The following is a 24,158-nucleotide window of genomic DNA, read 5'->3' as shown; positions in this document are numbered from 1 at the left end:
TGGGTCACGGTGCGGGCTCCTTCGCCGTATACGGCAGACGGGGATCGGGATGCTGTTCTGCCCAGTGTCGTCGGATCCAGGCCTGGGTCGGGTCGTCCGTGATCCGCCAGGCGCGCTCGCCGCCGGGCCCGGCCATCACGTTCAGGTAGTACAGGTCGTATCCCGGCGCCGCGACGGCGGGCCCGTGGAACCCGTGCGGCACGAGGGCGATGTCGCCGGTGCCGACCCTGGCCGCGATGTCGATCTCCCGCTCATCCGAGGCGTAGGCGGTGAACAGACCGAAGGGCCGCGCGCCCGATGTCTCCACGGCCCCACGGGTCACGGCCGACTCGAAGTAGTAGATCTCCTCGAGTTCGCTCTCGTCCGCGCCCGCGCGGTCGTGCTTGTGCGGCGGATACGACGACCAGTTCTCGGCCGGGGTGATGACCTCGCAGACGATCAGTCGGTGCGCCGGGAGCGCGCCGGGGACGCCGAAGTTGTGCACCTGACGGGTCGATCGCCCTGCCCCGCGGATCTCCACCGGCACCTCATCGCGTCGCAGCAAGGCGGGCGGCAGGATCGTCGCCGTGGGCGACTCGGCGACCGCGATGCGCCCGGTGCCCTCGATGCGCGCACCGGTCATCGCCCCGAGGTACAGCACGTCGGTGGGTCCGTCGAAGACCGAGCGCCGGCCATCGAGCACCCAGCGGCTATCGGGTGCCGTGACGACGAACGACCCGTGCAGCGGGACGATCATCCGCTCGACCGGCGACGCCGCCAGGGTCACCTCGCCGTCGAGGTCGGCGACGCGGAGCCCGGTGTGCTGCCACCCGGGAAGGTCCGCACCGACCACGCTTTCCCAGGCGCCCTCCGACAGGGAGCCCCGAGGGAAGAGCCAGTCGTTCGCGGTCATCGCGCCCCGGCCGCAGCCGCAGTGGACACCGTGCCGTGCACGAGCGAGGCCGCGATGTCGACCGCACCGACGACGTCGTCGTCGTGCGGGTAGAGCAGGGTGCGGCCCACGACGAGGCCGCGTATGCCGGGCAGCGCCAGCGCGTTCTGCCAGGAGGCGAACACCTCGTCCTGCGCCGAGGTGGGGTCGCCGCCGAGCAGCAGGGTCGGCATCGTCGCGGCCTCGGCGACGCGCTCCATGTCGGCGACGACCGGCAGCTTGAGCCAGGTGTAGGCGGAGGAATCCCCCAGGCCCGCGGCGATGGCGACCGATCTGACCACGGCATCCGTCGAGAGATCGTTGACGATCCGGCCGTCGCGCCAGCAGCTCATGAACGGCTCGAGCATCACCGGCAGACGTTCGGCGGCTGCCGCCGACACCGCCGCGGCAGAGTTCTCGAGGACCGAGGCCGTTCCGGCATCCTCCAGATTCACCCGCACGAGCAGCTTGCCGAGGTCGATCCCGTCGCGCACCATCGCCGGCACGTCGTACGCCGTGAACCGATCGTCCATCTCGAAGGTCGCGCCCTGGAGTCCGCCCCGGTTCATCGATCCGACGACCACCTTGTCGTCGAGCGCGCCGAGCAGCGCCAGATCCTCGATGATGTCGGGCGTGCCGAGCACGCCGTCGACACCCGGCCGGGCGAGGGCGGCGGCGAGTCGCTCGAGCAGCGAGACACGGCTGCCCATCGCGAATCCGCGTCCGCCGACGCTCAGTGAGCCCCGGGCCGGATGGTCCGCGGCGATGATGAACAGGCGACCGTCGCCCGCGATGAGGGGACGGCGGCGGCGGGTGCGCACTGTCTCGCCGATGAGTGCGGGGTCCTCCGCCCGGATCCGTCGGATGCGCTCGATGTCAGGCATTCGCCACCGCCTGCCCGAGGAATCGCTCGACCTCGGTGGAGTCCGGCATCGCGGTGGAGCATTCGCGCCTGCCGGCCACGATCGCACCGGCCGCGTTGGCCCAGGTCATGATCTTCTGCAGGCTCCACCCCTCGATGAGTCCGTGGCACAGTGCGCCACCGAAGGCGTCGCCCGCGCCGAGGCCGTTCACGACCGCGACGTCGAAGGGAGCGACCTCCACACGTTCGTCCTGGGTCTTCGCGAGCACGCCCTTGGGGCCCTGCTTCACGATGGCGAGCTCGACACCGCGCTCCAGCAGCGCATCCGCCGCCCGGTCGGGGTCGGTCTCGCCGACGGCGATCTCGCACTCCTCGCGGTTGCCGACGGCGACGGTCACGTGGTCGAGTGCGCGCGACACCTGCTCGCGCGCCGCCTCCGCGCTCTCCCAGAACATCGGGCGGTAGTCGAGGTCGAGCACCGTGAGCGGCCGGCGTGCGCGGGCCTGCCAGGCGGCGTGATGGGCGGCGCGACTCGGCTCGCGGCTCAGACCGGTCACGGTCGACCAGTACACCCTGGCGGATGTCACGGCGTCGAGGTCGAGGTCGTCGGCGTGGATCACGAGGTCGGGCGCGATCGGGTCGCGGTAGAAGTACAGGGGGAAGTGGTCCGGCGGGAAGATCTCGCAGAACGTGATCGGGGTCGGCAGATCGGAGACGGCATCCACGAACCGGTTCGACACCCCGAGGCGCTCGAGCTCTCGACGGACGAACACTCCGAAGGGGTCGGCACCGGTGCGGCTGATGAGCGCCGCGGAGCGGCCGTGTCGGGCCGCGGCGACCGTGACGTTGGCCGCCGAACCGCCGAGGTACTTGCCGAAGGTCGTCACGTCTTCGAGGCCGACTCCGTCCTGCAGCGGATACAGGTCGACGCCGACCCTCCCGATGGCGACGACATCGAACGGCCGAGCAGGCGGAGAAGGGCTCAAGGGTGATCCTCTTCGATCAGGGGGAACCGACTTTGTTCTTACAAAGAGCGTAGGGCGTGTTCCCGCCCGACGCAAACAGATCGCCGTCCACCCCTGCAAGAGACGACGCAACCCCCGCACGATATCGTGCGGGGGTTGCGCCGGTCTCGGGGGGAAGCAGCGGGGGAACTACTTCGAGACGAGCTCCGACGGCAGGTCCTTGGCCGAGGCGACGGCCTTGTGCTGGCGCACGGTCAGGGTGAGGATCGCGCCGACGATCATGATCGCGCCGGTGATGTAAAGCGCGACAGTGGCGACGCCGGTGGTGTCCTTCACGAAGCCGATCAGGTACGGGGCGGCGAAGCCCGCGAGGTTTCCGGTCGAGTTGATCAGCGCGATGCCGCCCGCGAGCGCCGTGCCCGTGAGCATCGACGTCTGGAAGCTCCAGAAGATCGCGGGGATCGACAGGGCTCCGGCGTTCGCGAGGCACAGGCCGACGATGCCCCAGACGGGATCGGTGCCCGCGATGATGCAGATCGCGAAACCGACGGCGCTCATCACGAACGCGGCGGCGATGAACTTCCGTCGCTCCCCCGCGCGGTCCGACAGGAACCCGAAGGTGACCATGGACACGATCGCCGCGAGGCTCGGCAGCGCACTGAGGAAGCCGATCTGCACGACGTCCGTGATGCCGAGGTCGCCGATCAGGGTGGGCAGCCAGAAGCTGATGCCGTACAGCGCGAAATTGTACGAGAAGTACACGGCAGTGAGCAGCCAGATGAGCTTGCTGGTGAACACCTTGCGCAGCGGCGTCTCGGCCTCGTCGACGCGTTCGGCGGCGAGCAGCGATCCGAGTCGGTCGCGCTCCGGCTCGCTGAGCCAGCCCACCTTGCGGTAGTCCTCCTGCAGGAAGAAGAAGACCACGATGCCGAGCAGCACGGTCGGGATCGCCTCGATCACGAACAGCCACTGCCATCCGGTGTGACCCCAGACGCCGTCCATGCCGCTGAGGATGAAGCCCGAGACCGGCCCGCCGATCAGACCCGACGACGCGAGGGCGATGTAGAAGATGCCCCACGCGCGGCCGCGACGGCTGGCCGGGAACCAGTGCGCCATGTAGAAGAGGATGCCGGGGATGAAGCCGGCCTCCGCGACACCGAGCAGGAAGCGCAGCAGGTAGAACATCCACTCGCTGTCGACGATGAACATGAGGCCCGAGATGATGCCCCAGGTGATCATGATGCGCGCGATCCACTTGCGCGCTCCGACCTTGGCGAGGATGAGGTTCGACGGGATCTCGAAGATGAAGTACCCGATGAAGAACAGGCCGGCACCCAGGCCGTAGACGACGTTCGAGAAGCCGAGGTCGGCGCTCATGGTCGCCTGGGCGTAGCCGATGTTGACGCGGTCGAGGTAGGAGAGGAAGAAGCCGAGCATCGCGAGCGGGAGCACGCGCAGCATCACCTTCCGGAAGAGCTTGTCGTCGTTGACGGTGGTCATGGCGGTCCTTCGTTGATCAGAGGGTCGGGAGGGGGAGGGGGGCGTAGACGCGCTGGGCGGTGTCGTGGAACACGGCGCGCTGTTCGTGGGGGTCGAATGCCGACAGGATCTGCCGGTAGCCGTCGACGAGTCCGCGGAAGTCGATGAACATGCCGTCGACCGGGAAGTTGCTGCCGAACATCACGCGCTCGGCGCCGAAGATCCGCACGAGGTCGCCGATCGGGCCGCGGTTGGACTCGACGGTCCACGGCTCGCCTTCGACGCAGAGACCGGATGCCTTGACGACGACGTTCGGCGCAGCGGCGATGTCTTCCAGAGCCGCCCGCCACGCGGCCACCGTGTCGGCGTCGCGAGCGGCGAGCACCCCGGCATGGTCGACGACGAGGGTCGTGTCGGGGAAGTCGTCGGCGAGTCGACGCGCATCGACGAGGTTCCACCACGGCGTCTGCAGGTCGAAGTGCAGGCCGCGCTCGGCGAGGAGCGCGTAGCCCGCTCGCCACCGATCATCGTCGAGGAGGGTGCGCACACCCTGCCGTCGCTCGGCAGGAGACGCCGCTCCCCCCGGCTTGTGCCGCACGCTCTTCACCGACGGCACGGCGGCCAGCTCGGTCAGCCGCTCCGCGGCATCCGGAGCATCCAGCCAGGCCTGAGCGACCATCGCCCCCGGTACGCCGCTCTGCTCGCGGTACCGTTCGACGATCTGGACTTCGCCCATCGCATCGCCCGGCTGCCACTCGGCCTCCATGTACACGGAGGCGACGACGCCGGTGCCCGCGATGTCGTTCAGGTAGTCGGCCGGCAGGTAGTCGTGCTTGATCCGCTCGTAGTCGCCGTACCGGTGCGGCACGCGCACTTCGGGCATCAGCCAGGGATGCCGTCCGAGACCCAGATCCCATACGTGGTGATGCGAGTCGATGATCGGACCGACGTACAGGTCAGGCATGGGCGACCGCCTTGCGCACGCCGCGTCCCTCGAAGTCGATCGAGAGCGAGCCGATGAGGTAGATCGCGGCGCAGACGGCGAGGTAGACGAGCACCGCGGTGTATCCGCCCGTGAACTGCACGAGCAGACCGGCGACGATCGGCACGACGATGCCGGCCGACGTGCCGGCGAAGTTCATGACGCCGCCGACCACGCCCACGCGCTCGGGCTTGGCGAGGCGACCCGGGATCGTCCAGTAGAGCCCGCCGAAGAGGTTGAAGAAGACGCCGATGCAGAGCAGGGTCACGGCCGTGCCTGCGTCGCTGACGAACGGCAGGAAGCCGAGTGCGATCAGGCTCAGCGCGCCGGATCCGCCGAACAGCAGCTTGAACGCGCGGTTCGGGGTCATGCGCTTCTGCAGGGCGTCGGCGAGGATGCCGCTGAGGATCTCTCCCGCCGCTCCGCACAGGAAGATGAGGAAGGTCGCGAAGCCCATCGCCGCGAGGTCGAGCCCGCGGGCCTGCGAGAGGTAGGTCGGCCCCCAGGTCACGAGGCCCCAGAAGACCATCGCCCAGCCCATACGCCCGATGACCATCCAGAAGACGGTCGCGCGGCTCATGCCCGGCGCTTCCTCCTGCGGGGTCTCCGCCTTCTCGCCCGAGCGGATCAGGGCCTCTTCCGCCCGGTTGACGAGGGGGTGCTCCGACGAGTGATTGCGGATGAACAGCACCACGCCGATGCCGATCAGCACGGTCGCGAGGCCGATGATGATGAACGACCAGCGCCACGAGCCGGTCGCGGTGATGAGCCCGGTCACGACGAGCGCGCCGAACGCCGAGCCCAGCGGGGCGCCCGAGTCGATGAGCGTCACGCCGGTGGCCCGGTGCTTCGCGGGCAGCCAGCGCGTCACCAGCTTGTTGGCCGACGGCATGTAGGGCGCCTCGAAGGCACCGAGGCCGAGGCGGCTGAGCACGAGCATCACGGCGTTCACCGCGAGTCCGGCGAGGGCGGTGAACGAGCCCCAGATCACGGCGGCGATGCCGATGACCCGGCGCGGTCCGAACTTGTCGGCGGCCAGACCGCCGGGGATCTGGAACAGGCAGTACGTCCAGAAGAACGCCGAGAGGATGATGCCCTGCACTGCCGGCTCGAGCAGGAACTCGGCGCTGATCGTCGGGAGCGCGACCGAGAGCGAGGCGCGGTCGATGCAGTTGATCGTGTAGAAGACGAAGAGCACCACGATGACCCACCAGCGGATCTTCGTGGGGCGAGCGGTGCGGGCGGCGGTGCCCGTGTCGACGGTTGTCATCAGGAATCCTCGGTGGGTCGGGAGATCGGGGTCGGGAGATCGAGGTCAGGGGAGGTCGAGGCGGTAGACGCGCGCGGCCGTGCCGTGGAAGAGCGCGTCGAGCCCGGCGGAGTCCAGCTGCGCGGCGCCGGCGAGGATCGTGTCCATCACCTCGTCGAAGGAGGGCGCGGTCAGGGTGGCGACCGGCATGTTCGAGGCGAAGAGCGCGCGGTCCGCACCGAAGATCGCGAGCGTGTCGCGCACGACGGCCTCGTTCGACGGGCGGTCCCAGCGGTTGCGGTACAGGCCGAGCTCCGACACCTTGACCACGGTGCGCGGCAGCGCGGCGAGGCGCTCCATGCCCTGTCGCCAGATCTGCAGGCCGAGGTCGGAGCGGTCGAGCGGCAGGCCGCAGTGGTTGATCACGACCGGGAGGTCGGGAAAGTCGGCGAGCACGTCTGCGGCCTCGGCGAGGTGGTGGTACGGCACCCGCAGGTCCCACGAGAAGCCGTGCGCGGCGAGCGCCGCGATGCCCTCGACCCACTGGGGATCCTGCAGCGTGCCGGGCCCGGTGGCGCGTTCGCCCGCCCGCGGCGCGATCACGGGCTTCGAGCGGATGCCGCGCACGATCGACCGCGCGGCGTGCGCGGCGAGCACCTCGTCGCGATCCGGCTGCAGGAACCCGACGTGCGCGACGGCGGCGAGCGGGAACCGGCCGTCGGTGGCGTCGCTGAGGGACTGCAGGAAGTCGTCTTCCGCGACCTGTTCGTCGCGGCTGCGCTCGGCCTCGCAGTGGACGGTGCCGACGACGTTCCACCCGGCGGTCTCGGCGAGATACTGCGGCGGCAGGAACGTGCGCCGCATGGCGTGATAATCGCCGAGGAAGAAGTCCTCGTTGTACTCGTCCTGGATCCAGGGCCAGCGTCCGTCGCCGTCGAGGTCCCAGAAGTGGTGGTGGGCGTCGACGATGCGCAGGTCGTACCCGTCGGGCAGACGGGCGTCGCGGATGCGCGCGGCGGACTCCACGGTCACAGCCGGACGCCCTCGACGAACGCCGCGCGCACATCGGCGGCGACGCCGTCGAGGTCGCGGAGTCGGATGAGCTCGCCGTCGGCGACGTCACGGGCCAAGCGGGCGCCCGAGAGCACGTAGTACGCCGCCGCGAGTGCATCGTCGTCGTCGGCGAGGGCGTCGGCGCGGTCGATGATCACCGGATGCACGCCGTCGATCTCATGGTGGTGCCCGCGGACCTCGAACGTCGTCCCGGCGGCGAGCGCGCCGACCGCGCGCGCAGCGAGCACGGTGTGGTGTCGGGGCTCGGAGACGGGGGTCGTACCCTCGACCACGGCGTCGATCGTGAGCGGGGTCTCGACGCCCATGAAGTGGTAGGGCCAGTAGATGCAGGCGTAACGGCCGGAGCGCGAGACGACGTGCCCCTTCCCGGCGAGCAGCTGCCATACTTCGTCGTCACCGGTGGTCACGACGGTGAACACGCCGCCGGCGAAGCTGGCCTCGCCCGGCAGACGCAGCGCCGAGAAGACGTCGACGACCCGGTCGGTGCCGACGAGTCCGCCGTCGGCGCGACGCGCATAGACGTCGGCGAGCTCGCTCGGGCGGGCGACGGGGTAGTGCATGCGCTCGACGTCGGCGGTGGCGCCCGAGTAGAGCGATACGACGGCCATCTCGCAGGAGTCGGCGGCGGCGGCGCGCTTCAGCGGTGCGACGGCGGCCGCGCGAGCGGCGAGGGTGTCGGCGAGGTCGTCGGCGAGGAGCAGGTGGTCGGCGAGCGCGGGGGCGTCGATGCGCTCTCCCTGCTGCTCGACGATGCCCGATGCGGGGTCGAAGACGAGGTCGTACTCGCCGGACTTGCCCAGCGCGACGACGTGCAGGCCGACGCGCTCGACCCAGTCGAGCAGACGGAGCAGGTTCGCGGGCTGGTCGCCGTCTCCCGGGAGGTATCCGACGCCCTGCTCGCGGGCGGCGCGGGCGAGCGAGACCCCGGCCACGCTCTCGATCTCCTTGCTCACCATGACGACGTGGATGCCGCGGGAGATCGCCTCGGCGGCGTAGCGGTAGCCCGCTTCGACGCGTCCGCTCGCCTCGACGAGCACATCGATCTCGTCCCACCGCACGTCGTCGTGGCCGGCGATCGGCTCGGCGTCCGGCAGGCTGCCGAGGTCGGAGATGAGGGTGCGCACACCGTCGACGTCGGGGTCGATGAGCTGGGTCGCCGTCATGCGGCCGATCGTCCGCAGCTGGGCGAGGAAGGTACGGCCGAAGCCTCCTCGGGCGCCGGTGAGGGCGACGCGGATCGGAGCACGGGTCATCGGTGTTCCTCCTCTGCACGGGACGTTCCGTGCGGTCGTACGGTGCCTGCGGAGCGGGTTCTCCTCGCGGGCTCCGCTCACTGTGTCACAGCGGTACAGAATTATCAAATTTGTTCACATGGATTCACATGTGGTCGAATGGGGGCACACATCCCCGAGGAGGACGCGTGATCGACATCGGCGCAGTCGCAGATGATTTCACCGGCGCGACGGATCTCGCCATCGCGCTGCGCCAGCGCGGCTTCCGCGCGGTCGTCTCCATCGAAGACGCCCCCTTGTCCGCCGAAGCGCTCGGCGATGCGGATGCCGTGGTCGTCGCGCTCAAGACGCGAACGGCCCCCGTCGCGTCGGCGGTGTCGCAGAGCATCCGCGCCGTCGACGCTCTCGAGAAGCTCGGTGCGCGGCGCTATTACGTGAAGTACTGCTCGACCTTCGACTCGACTCCCGAGGGCAACATCGGTCCGGTGCTCGACGCCGTGCTCGACACCCTCGGCGAGACCCGCACCGTCGTCGTGCCGTCGTTCCCCGACAACGGACGCACCGTGTACCGCGGTCATCTCTTCGTCGGCGACGAGCTGCTCGAGAACTCCCCGATGCGCCACCATCCGCTCACCCCGATGACCGAGTCGCGCCTCCGCGACGTCCTCGCCCCGCAGACCGAGCGCACGATCCACGAGGTCGCCGCGCCCGTCGTCTGGGCCGGGCCGTCCGCGCTCCGGTCTGCACTGAACGCCGCGCCCGACGGGTACTCCGTGGTCGACGCCCTCACCGACGCCGACCTCGAGACCATCGCCACAGCCACCTCGGACTGGCGGGTCGTGAGCGGTGGGGCCGGCCTCGCCCTGGGAATGACCGGCCCTCGGCCGGGGACGCTCTCCGAGATCGAGGTCGTCGCCGGACGGCGGCTCATCGTCTGCGGCAGCGCCTCGGCGAAGACGAGGGCGCAGATCGCGCACGCCTCGGCGACGCTTCCCCATCGCAAGCTCGACATCGAGGCGATCGCCGCCGAGCCCGACCGGGTGATCGACGAGACCCTGGAGTGGCTGCGCACCCTCGACGACGACGCCGTGCCGCTCGTCTACTCGGTCGGAACGCTCGACGACATCCGTCGCGGACCAGAGGGAAACACCGTGGCCGCCGGCATCGAGACGGTGCTCTCGGAGATCGTCCTCCGCGCCGTGCGCGACCGCGGCGTGACCCAGGTGATCGTCGCCGGCGGCGAGACCTCGGGCGCCGTCGTGCAGCACCTCGGAGTGCAGCGCCTGCACATCGGTCCGCGAATCGCGGCCGGCGTGTGCTGGAGCGCCGCCGATTCCGCGCACGGTGCACTCACCATCGCACTCAAGTCCGGCAACTTCGGCTCGGAAGACATGTTCACCACCGCCTGGAGGGCGCTCGATGACCTCACCGATTGACGACCTCATCGCGGCGGGCGCCCGGGTGGCGACCGCCGGCATCAGCCCCGGCAGCAGCGGCAACGTCAGCACGCTCGCAGGCGACCTGGTCTACATGACCGGAACCGGCACCGACATGGGCCGGCTCTCGCCCGACGACGTCGCCGTGGTCACCCTTGCGGGCGACGTCGTGCGCGGCGCGAATCCGTCGAAGGAACTCGCGCTGCACCTCGCGTTCTACGCGAAGAACCCCGCCCACCGCGCCGTCGTGCACCTGCACTCGCCGTTCGCCGTGGCGGCGAGCTGCCTCGAGCCGTGGTCGGACACGAGCGCCATCCCCCCGCTCACCCCCTACTTCGTGATGCGGGTCGGCCAGAGTCCGCTGATCCCGTTCCGCGCGCCGGGCGACCCCGACCTCGCCGCGCAGCTGCTCGCGCTGCCCCTCCCGTTCCACGGAGCGCTGCTCGCGAATCACGGGCAGATCGTGTCGGCCGACACCCTGGATGCCGCGATCGAGGCCGCCATCGAACTGGAAGAGGCGTCGCGCATCGCGCTGCTCACCGACGGCAGACAGCGCCGGCTCCTGCCGCCGGCCGATGTGCGGGCGCTGGCCGATCGGTGGGGTACGCCCTGGACCGCCGACGCCGCGCTCGTTCGCTAGGCTGACGACGTCATGACCAAGCCCGCCGCCTCCACCCCGCTGATCCCGGAGCAGCGGCGCGAGCTCATCGTCCGGCACCTGAAGCGCGAGGGTGTGCTCAGCTACCGGCAGCTGACCGAGCTCATCGGCGTCAGCCACATGACGATCCGGCGTGACATCGCGGCGCTCGAAGAGTCGGGCCGCGTGCTCGCGACCCCGGGCGGAGCGAAGATCGCGTCGCGCCTGGTCGCCGAGCCGTCGCGGTTCGAGAAGGCGCGGCAGGACGTCGTGGAGAAGGACGGGATGGCCAGGCACGCGGCATCCCTCGTCTCCGAGTCGATGACGATCTACCTCGACGCCGGCACGACGATCCAGGCGATGCGGCCGCACCTCGAGGCGGTCGGCGACCTCACCGTGGTGACCAACGATCTCGCCATCGTCACGGCTTTCCTCGACCACCCCACCGCCGACCTCATCGCGATCGGCGGCCGAGTCGAGAAGGCCAACCAGTCGACGACGGGCCGCCTCGCGGCCCTCACCCTGCACGAGCTGTCGATCGACATCGCGTTCCTGTCGTCGTCGTCGTGGGACCTCCGTCGCGGGGTGACGACGCCGACCGAGTCGAAGATCGCCCCGAAGACCGCGGCACTCGAGAGCGCGACCGAGTCGGTGCTCGTCGCCGGCAGCTCGAAGTACGGCACGTTCGGCCGCTACCGCGTGTTCGACCTGCCCGATCTCGACATGATCATCACGGATGCCGGACTCGGCGACGCCACGGCATCCGCCATCGAGGAGCAGGGCGTCTCGCTCGTCCGCACTCCGATCTCGGAGTAGCCGCGGGTACCGTCACCCTCCGTTCACCTCGCGTTGGCCGCCAGGACGATCCACCTCCCTAGCGTCGTATGACAGCGGTGTCACTCACCCGCTTCTCATCCCCCACCCCCTTCGGAGGTAACGCGTGTCTTCGCGTGCGCACGACCATCTCGACCACCCTCGCAGGCGACGGAGAGCGGGTGTCGCCCTCGGCGTGATCACGGCGCTCTCCGCCTCCTCCCTGCTCGTGACTCCCGCGGCCCAGGCCGCCGAAGAGGTCTCGACCCTCACCGCGTTCGACGCCGTCGACCAGTTCATCGGCACCCAGATGAACGACGCGAACAACACCCGTGGCAACGACCATTACGGCAACACCTACCCCGGCGCCACGGTTCCCTTCGGCATGGTGCAGTCGAGCCCGACGACGTTCGAGAGCGGCAACGGCCAGCAGTACGGCGGCTACGAGTACGACGCCGATCAGATCCGCGGATTCGGCATGACCCGACTGTCGGGCACCGGATGCCGTTCCAACTACGGCGGCTTCGACTTCCCCGTCATCCCGTTCACGGGCGCTCTCGTCGACGGCACGCTGCCCTCGAACCCCGCATCGTCGATCGGCGACTACTTCCTCGACTTCACGCATGCCGCAGAGGATGCCGAGCCCGGGTACTACTCGGTGGACCTCGAGGGCGTGCAGGCCGAACTCACGAGCACCACCCGCACCGCCGTCAGCCGGTATTCGTTCGACGAGAACGGCGACGCCACCCTGCTGTTCGAAGCAGGCGGCTCGAACAACCAGGTGCACGCCTCAGACATCTCCTACGACCCGGCGACCGGCGAGCTGTCCGGCTCGGTCACGGCCAACATCGTCTGCAACGGCGGCTCGCAGTACACCGCCTACTTCTCGGCGACCTTCGACCAGCCCGTCGATTCCTATGGCACGTGGACCCCGGCAGGAGTGCAGGCCGGCGGCACCTCGGCCGATGCGGCCGCGAAGCACGGCGCCGGCGCCTACCTGACGTTCGCCGACGGCGCCGACGTCACCGCGAAGATCGGACTGAGCTACGTCTCGGTCGAGGGAGCCAGGGCGAACGCCACGGCCGAGGCCGCTGCCCTCGACTTCGACCAGACCCGGGCACAGGCACGTGCGACGTGGGAGGAGGCCCTCGGCTCGATCGACGCGACCGGCGGCACCGACCGGGACCGCATCACCTTCTACACCTCGCTGTACCATTCGCTGCTGCACCCGAACACGTTCCAGGACGTCGACGGCACCTACACCGGCTACGACGGTGCGCTGCACCAGGTCGAGCCCGGTCGCGACTTCTACGTGAACTTCTCGGGCTGGGACAGCTATCGCGGCCAGTCCCAGCTCGTCGCGCTGCTCTACCCCGAGCGTGCGAGCGACATCAACCAGTCGATCGTCGACATGGTCTCGCAGTCGGGCAGATGGACCAGCTGGCCGACCTACAACCGCATCCAGACGAAGATGAGCGGCGACTCGCTGCAGAACATCGTCGCGGCGACAGACGACTTCGGTTCGACGGACTACGACCGCGCCTCCGCACTCGAGACGATGATCGAGACGCAGACGCTTCCGATGACGAACACCGGCCGGTCCGACGGCGTGATGTACGGGATCCACGGCTGGGTCGACGGCGACAAGCAGGGAGCCGCGACGTCGCGCACCCTGGAGTACGCGACCAATGACTTCGCGATCGCCCAGCTCGCGCAGCGCCTCGGCGACACGGCCGCCTACGAGCGGTTCTCGACCCGGTCCCAGAACTGGAAGAACGTCTTCAACACCACGACCGGGCATATCGACGCCCGCAATCGTAACGGCTTCCTGAACACCTCGCTCACCACGCAGGGCGCGCAGTTCGAGCAATCGACCGGCTACCAGTACGGCTTCAACGTCTCGCACAACATGGCCGAGCTCATCGAGGCCCGCGGCGGAGTGGATGCCGCGACCACGCAGCTCGACCGCATCCTGCGCGACCTCGATGCCGGCGCATTCAGCGACGCCGCGTACATCGCGAATCAGCCGAGCTTCGGCCTCCCCTGGGTCTACAACTGGCTGCAGGCTCCCCACAAGACGACCGAGACGCTGTACCGCGCCGCCGACGAGCTGTTCACGACAGCATCCGACGGCCTCGCCGGCAACGACGACCTGGGCTCGTTCAGCGCCTGGTACGTGTGGGCCAACATCGGCCTCATGCCCGCGATCTGGGGCACTGCGGATCTGCTGGTCTCGGCCCCCATGTTCGAGCACATCGAGATCACCTCGATCGGCTCCGACCGGCGCATCACGATCGACGCCCCCGGCGCCGGCGACGACCGCCGCTACACGACCGGCCTGTCGGTGAACGGCACGGCGCAGACCGCCTCGTGGCTGCCCGCCGAGTTCGCGCGCACCGGCGGCACGCTCGACTTCGAGATGTCGGCGGCGCCCGGCAGCTGGGGAACGGATGCCGGCGACGTACCGCCGTCGTTCACCGAGGGCGGGGACGCCCGCAACTCCGTCGGCATCACCTCGGACGGCGCGGTGAACATGGGCGGACTGGATGCCGGAGGCATCGGCCTCTCGCGTGAAGACCTCGCCGCGGCCGGAGTGACGGGTGGGAGCAGGATCCCGCTCGGCGACACCGGTGTCGAGTTCACCTGGCCCGACACGGCCGCCGGTCAGGCGGACCACTGGATCCCGAACGGGCAGGAGCTCGCGTTCGGCGACGTCGCGGCATCCGGCATCTCCTTCCTCGGTCTCGCGACCAACGGACCGTCGCGCGGCACCGCCTTCGTCACGTACTCCGACGGCACGACGAAGAAGGTCGACGTGCGGTTCACGGACTGGACCTCGGGGAACACCGAGGCGGGCAACCACCGTCTGGTGCCGCTCACGAAGCGCAACACGCTGAGCGGCGGATCCGACACCGCCAAGCCCACCCTGTTCGCCACGGCCGTCGTGCCGCTCGACACCACGAAGACGGTGCGCAGCGTCACCCTGCCCGACGATGTGAACAAGGGGATCATGCACGTGTTCGACGTCGCCCTGCGACCGCTCGACACCGCCGCCCCCGGGCCGGGTCTGCCGACGCGACCCGCCGCCCAGGAGCCGACCGCGGCCACGATCAAGGCGCCGACCGAGATCGATGGCACCGCCGTGGTCGACGCTGCGACCACGTGGCGCTTCCATGACACCGAGGACGACCTCGCCGCCGGCCTCGCGGCGAAGACCGACTGGACCGCCGCGGACTACGACGACTCGTCGTGGAAGACCGGCACCGGCGGCTTCGGCGCCAAGAGCGGCGCTATCGCGGACCTGGGCGGCGGCTACACGCCGACGACCCTCGTGACCCAGTACAAGGCGGGCGGCTCGACGAATATCGAGACGTTCTTCTTCCGCACGACGTTCGACCTCGACGCCGACGACCTCGCGCAGATCACGCAGCTGAACGGCGAGCTCGCCTACGACGACGCCGCGCGCGTCTACGTCAACGGTCAGCTGGTCGGCGGTTTCGCCGATGAGCGCGTCGATGAGGCGACCGGCAACATGGTCTACGCCGGCGGCAACGGCGCAGCGCCTCTCAGCGGCGCGTTCACCGTGCCCGCGTCCGTGCTGCAGGCGGGCACGAACACCCTCGCCGTGCAGGTGCACAACACCAACGCCGGCAGCTCGGACGTGTTCATGCAGCTGAAGTCCCTGACGATCGCCGCGACGGGAGCCCCGGCGGCTCTCTCCGACGTGCTGCTGCACGTCGGAGCCGACGAGACGCAGCGCAACCTCACCTTCTACACCGATCGTGAGGTGCCCGCCCAGGTGCAGGTCGCCCCGGCATCCGCTCGCACCGGCGCGGAGTTCCCCGCATCCGACGCGCGCGTGATCGACGCGACGACCGCGCAGGCCCGCGACGGCCGCTTCTCGAACCAGGTGGTGATCGACGGCCTGCAGCCGGAGACCTCGTACCTGTACCGGGTCGGCAACGCCGAGATGGGGTGGTCGCGCTCCTACGAGCTGTGGACCGGCACATTCGACGAGTCGTACAGCTTCGTCTACCTGACGGACGCCCAGATCGGCGCGTCCGGCAGCTGGCAGAACGACCGCGACCGCTGGGCCGCGTCGCTCGACCAGATCGACCAGTTCGAGAAGGACGCATCGATGATCGTCAGCGGTGGTGATCAGATCGAGACGCACCGGTCGGAAGACGAGTACGGATCGCTGATCGCCCCCGAGCTGCTGAAGCAGCTGCCCTTCCAGGCGACCATCGGCAACCACGACAACCAGTCCGACCAGTTCAACTCGCACTTCTTCACGCCGAACCGCTCCGAGACCCACGGGTACGAGAGCACGGCGGGACGCGCGGGCGGCGACTACTGGTACACGTACAACGGAGTCCTCTACCTGAACCTCAACACGAACGCGCGCAGCGCGGACGAGGAGGATCACGCGGCATTCCTCCGCGACGTGGTCGCAGAACAGGGCGGCGAGGCGAACTGGATCGTCGTGGTCATGCATCACTCGCTGTACTCCGCGGCGTTCCACTCCGTGGAGCAGGACGTCATCGAGCGCCGAGCGGCCCTCGCTCCGGTGTTCAGCGAGCTGGGCGTCGACCTCGTGCTCGCCGGCCACGACCACATCTACACGCGGAGTTACCTCATGGACGGCACGACTCCGGTCGGCGACCGCGCCGCCCAGGAGGAGTCGGGTGTGACGCTCGCGGCCGAGGAGGGGCAGGTCCTCTACGTCACCGGTAACTCCTCGAGCGGAAGCAAGTTCTACGGCCTCGACGCGTCCTCCCCGGAGGCCGCGATCAAGGATCAGTCGAACCAGCCGCAGTACACCGACGTCGATGTGACGCCGGAATCGCTCACCCTCACGACCTACCAGACGATGGATCGCACCGTCATCGACGAGGTCACGCTCACCCGCACCGTCGACGACGGCGAGGCCCCGCAGTTCTCCGGGTTCGAGCCCGGAGTCGAGGTCGAGGTCGCCCAGGGACAGCCGTTCGACCCGCTCGCCGGCGTGACCGCGACCGACGAGGTCGACGGAGACAGGACCTCGGCGATCACCGTGTCAGGCGTCGTCGACGTCACCGCCCCCGGCCGGTACACGCTCACCTACCGGGTCGCCGACCTGGCAGGGAACGAGGCCATGGCCGAGCGGACCGTCATCGTCACGGCGGTCGCGCCGACGTTCGGCGGCGTGCCGCCCACCCGCACCGTGGTCGAGGGCGAGGAGTTCGACGAGCTCGCCGGGGTCACGGCGACGGATGCCAACGGCGTCGACATCACCGACCGCATCACCGCCGAACTCGTGAAGGCGAGTGCGACGGCGCGGATGGTGGGCCCCGCCGCAGGCGCCTACACGATCGAGTACACGGTGACCGACGAGTTCGGCACCACCGCGACGGCGTCGAGCGCGGTGACCGTGGTCCCCGCGGCCGATCCGACCGACCCTGGTACGGGCCCGACGGACCCGACCGACCCCGGCACGGACCCGACGGACCCCGGAACGGACCCGACCGACCCCGGCACGGACCCGACGGACCCGACCGACCCCGGAACGGACCCGACCGACCCCGGCACGGACCCGACGGACCCGACCGACCCCGGCACGGACCCGACCGACCCCGGCACGGACCCGACCGACCCCGGCACCGACCCCGGAACGGACCCGACCGACCCCGGCACGGAGCCGACTAACCCGGGTACGGAGCCGACTAACCCGGGTACGGACCCGACCGACCCCGGAACGGGTGCGGGCTCGGGCGGCGACGCGAGCGACACCGCGGGACCCGGGACGGATGCCGCATCGGACGACGCCCTCGCCGTGACCGGGGGTGAGGCGACGCTGCTGTGGATGCTCGGCATCCTCGCCCTCATCGCCGGCACCGGACTGGTCGTCCGCCGACGCGCTGTGCACGCTGAGGACTGATCCTCCGCGCGGCAACAGAGGGGCCCGCGGGTTCTCCTGCGGGCCCCTCTGCGCTCCTCGATCGGCGACGTCAGAGCGATTCGGCGATGTCCTTGATCGCCGGGAGTCGCCGGTCCCAGTCGCGACCGATCTCGTCGAGGCGGCGTGCCGTCGCGGCGAGCTCAGCGCCGACGGCGCGGAACCGCACCTCGCGCCCCACGCGCACCGACTCGACCAGCCCGACCTCCCGCAAGACGACGAGGTGTCTGGCGATGGCCTGGCGGGTCACCGGGATCCGCTGGGCGAGCGCGGATGCCGAGGCATCCGTTCTTCCCAGCTCGCCGAGGATGCTCCATCTCGTCTCATCGGCGAGGGCTGCGAGCACGGGCATCAACGCCGACTCGCTCATTGCGCGGATTCCAGCAGAGTGACGAGCACGTCGGTCTTCTCGTCCCAACCCCACCGATGCGATTCCATGTTCGCCGCGGGGTCGGATGTGCGCTCGAAACCGCTCTCGACGACCGTCAGCAGTGTGCCGCCTTCGACCTCGTCGAGCGTGAAGGTGAACACCGTCGACGTGCGCTCGTCGATCTCGGCCGGGTGACTCCCGAGCGCGTCGTCGCTGTTCCAGCGGTATGTGATGGACCGCGGTTCGTCGAGCGCCTCGATGCGCAGCGGCACGATGTCGTCTGACCCGAAGTCGATGACCCCCGTCGCCCCGACGCCCGCCCCCTCGAGGGCGGGGCGACCGAACCAGCGCGCGACATGCTCTGCCTCGGTGACGGCGCGCCACACGCTCCCCCGCGGTGCGTCGATGCGAATCGCCCGCCGCACCGTGAAGCGCTCGGGCTCGATCACCGATGCGTCGCCGTCGATCTCGGTCATGGCGCCTCCTCGGCCCTAGTGCAGCTCGAGGATTGCACACCGCTTCGCGATCTGCAATCCCGACATTGCACTGTGCCGCTTACGCCACGGGACGCGCTCGGGGCGTCGGCGCGCGGGCGCCGAGCGGGTGAGGTGAGCGAGAAAAGCGGTGGGACGCCGCCGCTCGGTCGCTACGACCGGGGCTTCCGCCCCTCGAGCACCCCGGCCAGCAACGCCGCGACGAGAGCCGCCGCCGGGGCGACGATGAGCCCGACCCGCAGGCTCTCGGTCTCGGCGAGGAATCCCACGAACGGCGGGGAGAGGAGGAATCCGAGCCGCAGCAGCCACGACACGATCGTGAGTCCGGCTCCCGATCGAAGACCCGGCAACTCGTCAGCCGCGTGCATCGCCGCGGGGATGAGCGTGGCGATGCCGAAGCCCACCGCCGCGAATCCGGCGATCGTGCCGGGCACGCTGGGGAACAGCAGTGCGAGGGTCATGCCCGCGGCGGCGATCAGTCCGCCGACGCGGGCGACCGCGCGCTGGCCGAACCGGTCGGTGAGTCCGTCGCCCAGCATCCGCCCGATGAACTGCGCGCCGACGAGCGCGATGAAGCCGAGCGGCGCGACGGCCGCCGCCGCACCCAGCGACTCCGAGAGATACAGCGTCGCCCACGAGTTGCCGGCATCCTCGGCGACCGCACCGGCCATGGCGATGAGGGTCAGCGCGATGAGGATCATCACGAGGCGCGGAGTCACGCGGCGGCGCACGGCGGTCGTGAGCTCGGCGGGATCGGTTGTCGCCTCGGCATCCGCTTCCTCGTCGCGCCCCGGCAGGCAGAAGGCGAGGGCGACGAGCGCGACCGTCACGAAGACGGCGGTCGAGATGACCAGATGGATGCCGATCGGCAGCTGCAGCGCGATCGCCGCCGCCGCCATACCGCCGCCGAGCACGGCGCCGATCGACCAGATGGCGTGGAACGAGTTGATGATGGAGCGCCCGTACCGCCGCTGCACCCGCAGACCGTGGGCGTTCTGCGCGACGTCGGTGATCGCGTCCGATGCGCCACCGAGCAGCAGAGCGACGGCGAAGAGGATGCCGGAGGGCGACAGCGCTGCCGCGAGCAGCCCGAGGCCGGTGGCGATCGTGCCGAACACCGCCATGCGTGCCGAGCCGAAGCGACGGATCAGCTCGGCGGCGAGGAGCCCGGCAGCGATGGCTCCGGCGGGGAAGGCGGCGATCGCGAGCCCGTAGCCGACGTTGTCGAGCTCGAGCGCGGATTTGATCTCGGGGTACCGAGGCAGGATGTTCGCGAACAGCGCCCCGTTGGTGAGGAACAGCGCCGATACGGCGATGCGGGCACGGCGAACGGTGCGGTCCGGCGTGGTGCGTCGAATCGTTTCGGCGGAGGTCATGCGTACGATCGTACACGTACGGCGTCCAGCCGAAGACGCCCGGCTCGGATCAGTGCAGAAGTGCCCCCGCGGGCGCCTCCCCTGGCGAAGAGAGCGACGGCGCCGAGATGGACGCCGACACGGCGGCCGCCTTCGCATCGTCGAGGTCGGAGAAGATCCCGATCACCTCGGACCGCGGCCCGGCGGCCTCGAAACCCCGACCGGGAACGACCGTGATCGACCCCAGGTACTGCAGCCCGTCATTGCCGACGTGGAAGCCGGGCTCGACCTCCACCCACAGCCCGCGGGGCGTGACGACCCCACGAGAACGTGCTCCTGCCGCGGCGCGTGCCGCGACTCCGATGCGCGTCGACATGGTCAGGCGCTCATGGCGTGGAGAGTCGGCGCAGCCGTGATCTCCGCGAACTCCGCACGCGTGAGGTCGAGGCCCGACGACGAGTTCGCCGCGTTCATCATCTTCACGAGCAGCGCGCGATCGATCGGCGAGTCCTCTTCCATGACGAAGCGCAGCGGAATGGCCGCCTGCACCCAGAGCGTCTCGACGCCGCCGGACGTCTGCAGCGTGAGCGCGAAGGATTCGTTCCGCCGCAGCTTGGTCAGCGTCACCGCTCGCACATGCGCCAGAGTCTCGTCCTCGACGTCGATCGGCAGTGCAGAGTTCCCGTAGGTCAGGTGTCCCATGATGTCTCCCATCCCGTGTTTTCCCTCGACATTTAGATTACTAGGTTACCTAGCTAAATGCGAGCCGAAAGAGATGAAAGTCAGGAAAGGTCGCTGATCTCTTCGGTCAGGCGCCGCAGGAAGCGGGACACGACATCGGTCTGGTCGGGCGTGAACTCGCTCGCGATGTCTTCGATCCGCTGCGTGAGATCGTCAGCCGGGGAGTTCAGGTCGCGGAGAGAGGGACGCAGCACCTTCGACCTCGCGTCCTCAGGGTGCGGCGAGACCACGATCTGTCCGCGCTCCTGCAGCCGGCGCAGAACGCTGGTCACAGCCGCCGTGCTGACGTTGAGGTGAGCGGCAAGATCGCCGGGAGTCGCGGGGGAATCGCCGGATGCGTCCGCGATGAACCTCATGGCGTCGCGGTCGGTGTCGTTGGGAGCGCGACGCGACGAGAGCCGACGGGCGAACTGCGATTCGGCACGCCGGAGGTCGTCGACACGCTCCACCAACTCGCGCGTCGTCACGCCTTCCGCGTTCGTGATCTCAGCCATTCGTCACCCCCTGACTGAATCATTCTACAAGAGAACCTCGTAAGCAGGCAGACTAGTGATATGCAATGCGATGTGCATCGGAAACCGATGAGAGGATGGAGTCCTGTCGGAAAGGACGCCATGGGAGAGCGATTCACGCCAGAAGACGCGGGATACATCCTGTACTCCGACGTCATCGAGCGCTTGCGCGCGAGGTTTCCGACCGTCGCCGACTGGCGACTCGAGCAGATCGTCACCGCGGAGAACGAGGCGATCACCGGCGGGATGTTGAGCATCGTGCCCGCCGAGGTCGAGTCCGGCGCGATCGAGATGCTCTCGCTCGAACAGGACCGCATGACCGACGAAGGCGAGGTGGCCTGATGTCCCAGTCCCCCGAGGAGTTCAGCCGCTCCGGCTACTGGTACCCCGATGCCGACTCGGCGAGCACGGTCGATGTCTTGAACCTGCTTCGTCGCTACCGCGCGGCCGAGACGGCCATGCGTGCCCGCACCCGGGTCTCGATGAAGATGAACGAGACCGACCTCGTCGCGCTGCGCTTCCTGCTGCGCGAGCAGCGTGCCGGTCGCATCGTGCGCCCCATCGACATCGCCCGGATGCTCGACATCTCGACGGCATCCACCACCACCCTCATCGATCGCCTCGAGAAGGGCGGGCACGTCCGTCGCGAGGCGCACCCCACCGACCGTCGAGCCGGCGTGGTCGTGCCGACCGTGAGCAGCGACGACGAGGTGCGGGAGACGCTCGGCGCCATGCATCGCCGCATGCTCGCCCTGGTCGACGAGATGAGCGACAAGGAGCGCGCCGTCGTGACGCGCTTCCTCGCCGGCATGACCTCGGCGATCGAAGAGGCTTCCGACCTCGACCAGGAGCTCCGCGACGTCATCCGCACCCATGAGGAGTCGGAGTCGTCGGGAGAGTAGCCGAGCCGCTCGCCCCTCGGGCGAGCAGCTGCGGACTCAGGCCTTCTCGGGCTGCTCCCCCGCCTCGGCGCGCTCGGGGAAGAGTTCGTCGAGATCGAGGTCCGGGTTCTCGTCCTGCGTCTCGACGAGTTCGACGGCCTCCTCGGGCGTCTGCACACTCGGCATCGCGCCGGGAAGAGGTCGACGCGCGGATTCCTTCAGCACGACGACCGCGATGAATCCGGCGATCGAGGTGCCGATCACGTAGAAGGCCGGCGCGAGCGACGACCCGGTCCACTGCACGAGCGCCTCCATCACGACCGGCGCGGTACCCGCGAACAGGGCGACCGCGAGGTTGTACGAGATGCCCATGCCGCCGTATCGCGACGAGGTCGGGAACAGCGCGGGCAGCGACGAGGCGAGGTTCGCGACGTAGAACGTCACCGGGAAGGCGAGCAGGACGAGTCCGAGAACGGTCGACCAGATCTCGCCGTGCATCATGAACAGGAAGGCAGGGACGGCCAGCACGATGGCCGAGACCGAGCCGATGAAGAGCACCTTGCGGCGGCCGATGCGGTCGGAGAGCCGGCCGGTGAGCGGGATGCACAGGGCCATCGCCACGAGCACCGGCAGCGTCAGCAGGGTGCCGTGCACCTCGTCGTAGCCGAGAGTTCCGGTGAGGTACGTCGGCATGTACGAGGTGAGGGCATAGCCGACCGTGTTGGCCGCCGCGACGAGCACGAACGCCGTCAACAGCTCACGCCAGTAGGAGCGGATCAATGCGATGACGCCCTTCGGCGCGTCCGCCGAGGCCTGCGCCTCGTCCGCGGAGCGCTTCGCCGAGTCCTGGGCTTCCTGGAAGGCCGGGGTGTCTTCGATCTTGAGTCGGAAGTAGATCGCGATGAGCCCCAGGGGCAGCGCGACGAGGAACGGGATCCGCCAGGCGAAGCCCTGCATGACGTCGGCAGAGAGCGTGAGCTGCAGGATCGAGACGAAGGCGGCGCCGATCGCGAAGCCCATATAGGAGCCGAGGTCGAGCAGCGATGCATAGAACCCGCGGCGCTTGTCGGGTGCGTACTCGGTGATGAAGGTCGTTGCGCCGGCGTACTCGCCGCCGGTCGAGAAGCCCTGCGCGAGCTTGAGCACGATGAGCAGGATGGGTGCCCAGACGCCCCACACCGAGAAGTCGGGCAGTACACCGATGAGGAAGGTCGCGGCCGCCATCATGATGAGCGTGAACGCGAGGATGCGCTGGCGGCCGAGGCGGTCGCCGAGCTGGCCGAGCACGATGCCGCCGAGCGGGCGTGCCACGAAGGTGACGGCGAAGACCCCGAGCGAGAACAGCGACTGCGCCCCGGCGGAGGCGTCGGGGAGGAACGCGCGGCCGATGATCACGGCGAGATAGCCGTAGACGCCGATGTCGTACCACTCCATGAGGTTGCCGACGACGGTGCCCGCCACCGCACGGCGCAGCATCGGACGATCGACGATCGTCACGTCATCGACGGTGAGCCGGCGCGGCTCCTCGTCCTTGACGACGCCGAGACGACGGCCCAGCCGCCGCCACAGCGATTCGCTCTTCACGGATTCCGACATGGTGCTCTCTTCCCTGCTCCGCGTCCCCCGTGCATGAACGGGGAACGCACGGCGGGGAGGCGGCAGCGCCGCCTCCCCGCGTGATGTGAACGCTTCAGTTCTTGAAGGCGTCCTTGACGTTCTCGCCGGCCTTCTTGGCGTCGGCCTTGACCTGGTCGGCCTTGCCCTCAGCCTCGAGCTTCTCGTTGTCGGTCACCTTGCCGGTGGCCTCCTTCGCCTTGCCGGCGATGTCCTGCGCGGCGTTCTTGATCTTGTCATCGAGTCCCATGAGGGCTTCCCTTCTCTCTTCCAACGGTGGTCTGTCGCCTGTGGCTCGCGCTCACAGAAGCTGTGTGACGATGACGGTCATGAGCGGCAGCGATGCCACGGCGACCGCCATCATGAGTCCCGCGGCGCCGAGGACTTCGCGCCGAGGACGAGGGGAGACGAGGGACGCACGATCGATACCGACCGCGCGTCCCACGGCCTCGCTGGCGGGGAGCGGCGCGAGGCTGGCCGCATCCGTGAGCGTCGACGTCGCGTCATACGGGGCGTAATCGACGCGAGCGGGGGAATTCGCAACTCCGGACATCTTCCAATCACCTACCTTCGATGGCAGGTTACTAGATGAACTAGTGAATTGAAAGCCTAGTGAA

At 69.2% G+C, this 24,158-nt stretch carries 23 protein-coding genes; 6 read left to right on the top strand and 17 right to left on the bottom strand.

Annotated features, from left to right (window positions below; translation table 11 throughout):
* Positions 1-4: 4 nt before the first annotated feature.
* The 8 genes from iolB to FSY98_RS09460 all read right to left on the bottom strand — a co-directional run bounded on the left by iolB (position 5) and on the right by FSY98_RS09460 (position 8,774).
* Positions 5-892 (bottom strand): 5-deoxy-glucuronate isomerase, encoded by an 888-nt coding sequence (iolB, locus tag FSY98_RS09495; protein ID WP_144876057.1) that lies wholly within the window; start codon positions 890-892, stop codon positions 5-7.
* Positions 889-1,794 (bottom strand): deoxyribose-phosphate aldolase, encoded by a 906-nt coding sequence (locus tag FSY98_RS09490; RefSeq protein WP_144876056.1) that lies wholly within the window; start codon positions 1,792-1,794, stop codon positions 889-891. The genes iolB and FSY98_RS09490 overlap by 4 nt, the downstream gene beginning before the upstream one ends.
* The gene (iolC, locus tag FSY98_RS09485; RefSeq protein WP_144876054.1) at positions 1,787-2,758 is read right to left on the bottom strand and encodes a 5-dehydro-2-deoxygluconokinase; all 972 of its coding nucleotides are present in this window, start codon (positions 2,756-2,758) and stop codon (positions 1,787-1,789) included. Before iolC ends, FSY98_RS09490 begins: the two co-directional genes overlap by 8 nt.
* A 168-nt stretch (positions 2,759-2,926) precedes the next feature.
* The gene (locus FSY98_RS09480) at positions 2,927-4,237 is read right to left on the bottom strand and encodes an MFS transporter (RefSeq protein WP_222119138.1); all 1,311 of its coding nucleotides are present in this window, start codon (positions 4,235-4,237) and stop codon (positions 2,927-2,929) included.
* Between the two features lie 16 nt (positions 4,238-4,253).
* A complete protein-coding gene (locus tag FSY98_RS09475) occupies positions 4,254-5,180 on the bottom strand; it encodes an amidohydrolase (RefSeq protein ID WP_144876052.1) in 927 nt (308 codons plus the stop codon).
* Entirely contained in the window at positions 5,173-6,468 is a 1,296-nt protein-coding gene (locus FSY98_RS09470; protein WP_144876050.1) for an MFS transporter, read from the bottom strand. The genes FSY98_RS09475 and FSY98_RS09470 overlap by 8 nt, the downstream gene beginning before the upstream one ends.
* Positions 6,469-6,513: 45 nt before the next feature.
* Positions 6,514-7,479 carry an amidohydrolase gene (locus FSY98_RS09465; protein WP_222119137.1) on the bottom strand — a complete coding sequence of 322 codons (966 nt, stop codon included), beginning with the start codon at positions 7,477-7,479 and terminating at the stop codon, positions 6,514-6,516.
* On the bottom strand, positions 7,476-8,774 hold the full coding sequence (locus FSY98_RS09460) for a homoserine dehydrogenase (RefSeq protein ID WP_144876048.1): 1,299 nt from the start codon (positions 8,772-8,774) through the stop codon (positions 7,476-7,478). Before FSY98_RS09460 ends, FSY98_RS09465 begins: the two co-directional genes overlap by 4 nt.
* Positions 8,775-8,941: 167 nt before the next feature.
* Here FSY98_RS09460 and otnK point away from each other — a divergent pair, with 167 nt between their 5' ends.
* From otnK to FSY98_RS09440, 4 genes are all read left to right on the top strand, one after another.
* Complete coding sequence (gene otnK / locus FSY98_RS09455; RefSeq protein ID WP_144876046.1) at positions 8,942-10,189, top strand: 3-oxo-tetronate kinase; 1,248 nt, start codon at positions 8,942-8,944, stop codon at positions 10,187-10,189.
* On the top strand, positions 10,173-10,829 hold the full coding sequence (locus tag FSY98_RS09450) for a class II aldolase/adducin family protein (RefSeq protein ID WP_144876044.1): 657 nt from the start codon (positions 10,173-10,175) through the stop codon (positions 10,827-10,829). The genes otnK and FSY98_RS09450 overlap by 17 nt, the downstream gene beginning before the upstream one ends.
* A gap of 12 nt (positions 10,830-10,841) precedes the next feature.
* A complete protein-coding gene (locus tag FSY98_RS09445; RefSeq protein ID WP_144876042.1) occupies positions 10,842-11,642 on the top strand; it encodes a DeoR/GlpR family DNA-binding transcription regulator in 801 nt (266 codons plus the stop codon).
* A 124-nt stretch (positions 11,643-11,766) separates the two neighbouring features.
* Positions 11,767-17,556 (top strand): GH92 family glycosyl hydrolase, encoded by a 5,790-nt coding sequence (locus FSY98_RS09440; protein ID WP_144876040.1) that lies wholly within the window; start codon positions 11,767-11,769, stop codon positions 17,554-17,556.
* A 70-nt stretch (positions 17,557-17,626) separates the two neighbouring features.
* Here FSY98_RS09440 and FSY98_RS09435 read toward each other — a convergent pair whose 3' ends face one another.
* The 6 genes from FSY98_RS09435 to FSY98_RS09410 form a co-directional block, all read right to left on the bottom strand.
* Entirely contained in the window at positions 17,627-17,944 is a 318-nt protein-coding gene (locus FSY98_RS09435; protein WP_144876038.1) for a helix-turn-helix transcriptional regulator, read from the bottom strand.
* Positions 17,941-18,420, bottom strand: a complete 480-nt coding sequence (locus tag FSY98_RS09430) for an SRPBCC domain-containing protein (RefSeq protein WP_144876036.1) — start codon at positions 18,418-18,420, stop codon at positions 17,941-17,943. The genes FSY98_RS09435 and FSY98_RS09430 overlap by 4 nt, the downstream gene beginning before the upstream one ends.
* A 170-nt stretch (positions 18,421-18,590) precedes the next feature.
* Positions 18,591-19,814: an MFS transporter gene (locus FSY98_RS09425; protein WP_144876034.1), complete on the bottom strand. Its 1,224-nt coding sequence runs from the start codon at positions 19,812-19,814 to the stop codon at positions 18,591-18,593.
* Between the two features lie 49 nt (positions 19,815-19,863).
* Positions 19,864-20,169 (bottom strand): hypothetical protein, encoded by a 306-nt coding sequence (locus tag FSY98_RS09420; RefSeq protein WP_144876033.1) that lies wholly within the window; start codon positions 20,167-20,169, stop codon positions 19,864-19,866.
* A 2-nt stretch (positions 20,170-20,171) separates the two neighbouring features.
* On the bottom strand, positions 20,172-20,495 hold the full coding sequence (locus FSY98_RS09415) for a hypothetical protein (RefSeq protein WP_144876031.1): 324 nt from the start codon (positions 20,493-20,495) through the stop codon (positions 20,172-20,174).
* A gap of 80 nt (positions 20,496-20,575) precedes the next feature.
* Entirely contained in the window at positions 20,576-21,028 is a 453-nt protein-coding gene (locus FSY98_RS09410) for a MarR family winged helix-turn-helix transcriptional regulator (RefSeq protein ID WP_144876029.1), read from the bottom strand.
* A gap of 120 nt (positions 21,029-21,148) precedes the next feature.
* Between FSY98_RS09410 and FSY98_RS09405 the strand changes: the two genes are divergently transcribed.
* The gene (locus FSY98_RS09405; protein WP_144876027.1) at positions 21,149-21,388 is read left to right on the top strand and encodes a hypothetical protein; all 240 of its coding nucleotides are present in this window, start codon (positions 21,149-21,151) and stop codon (positions 21,386-21,388) included.
* The gene (locus tag FSY98_RS09400; protein WP_144876025.1) at positions 21,388-21,948 is read left to right on the top strand and encodes a MarR family winged helix-turn-helix transcriptional regulator; all 561 of its coding nucleotides are present in this window, start codon (positions 21,388-21,390) and stop codon (positions 21,946-21,948) included. The genes FSY98_RS09405 and FSY98_RS09400 overlap by 1 nt, the downstream gene beginning before the upstream one ends.
* A 36-nt stretch (positions 21,949-21,984) precedes the next feature.
* Here FSY98_RS09400 and FSY98_RS09395 read toward each other — a convergent pair whose 3' ends face one another.
* The 3 genes from FSY98_RS09395 to FSY98_RS09385 all read right to left on the bottom strand — a co-directional run bounded on the left by FSY98_RS09395 (position 21,985) and on the right by FSY98_RS09385 (position 24,094).
* A complete protein-coding gene (locus FSY98_RS09395; protein ID WP_144876023.1) occupies positions 21,985-23,523 on the bottom strand; it encodes an MFS transporter in 1,539 nt (512 codons plus the stop codon).
* A gap of 94 nt (positions 23,524-23,617) precedes the next feature.
* Complete coding sequence (locus FSY98_RS09390) at positions 23,618-23,791, bottom strand: CsbD family protein (protein WP_144876022.1); 174 nt, start codon at positions 23,789-23,791, stop codon at positions 23,618-23,620.
* 51 nt (positions 23,792-23,842) lie between these two features.
* Entirely contained in the window at positions 23,843-24,094 is a 252-nt protein-coding gene (locus FSY98_RS09385) for a hypothetical protein (RefSeq protein WP_144876020.1), read from the bottom strand.
* Positions 24,095-24,158 lie beyond the last annotated feature (64 nt).

Origin of the sequence: Microbacterium sp. 1.5R, from assembly GCF_007667425.1 — a bacterium.
Taxonomy (GTDB): Bacteria; Actinomycetota; Actinomycetes; order Actinomycetales; family Microbacteriaceae; genus Microbacterium.
Note: the sequence above shows the minus strand (reverse complement) of the source record. Positions and strands in the feature narration are given on the sequence as shown.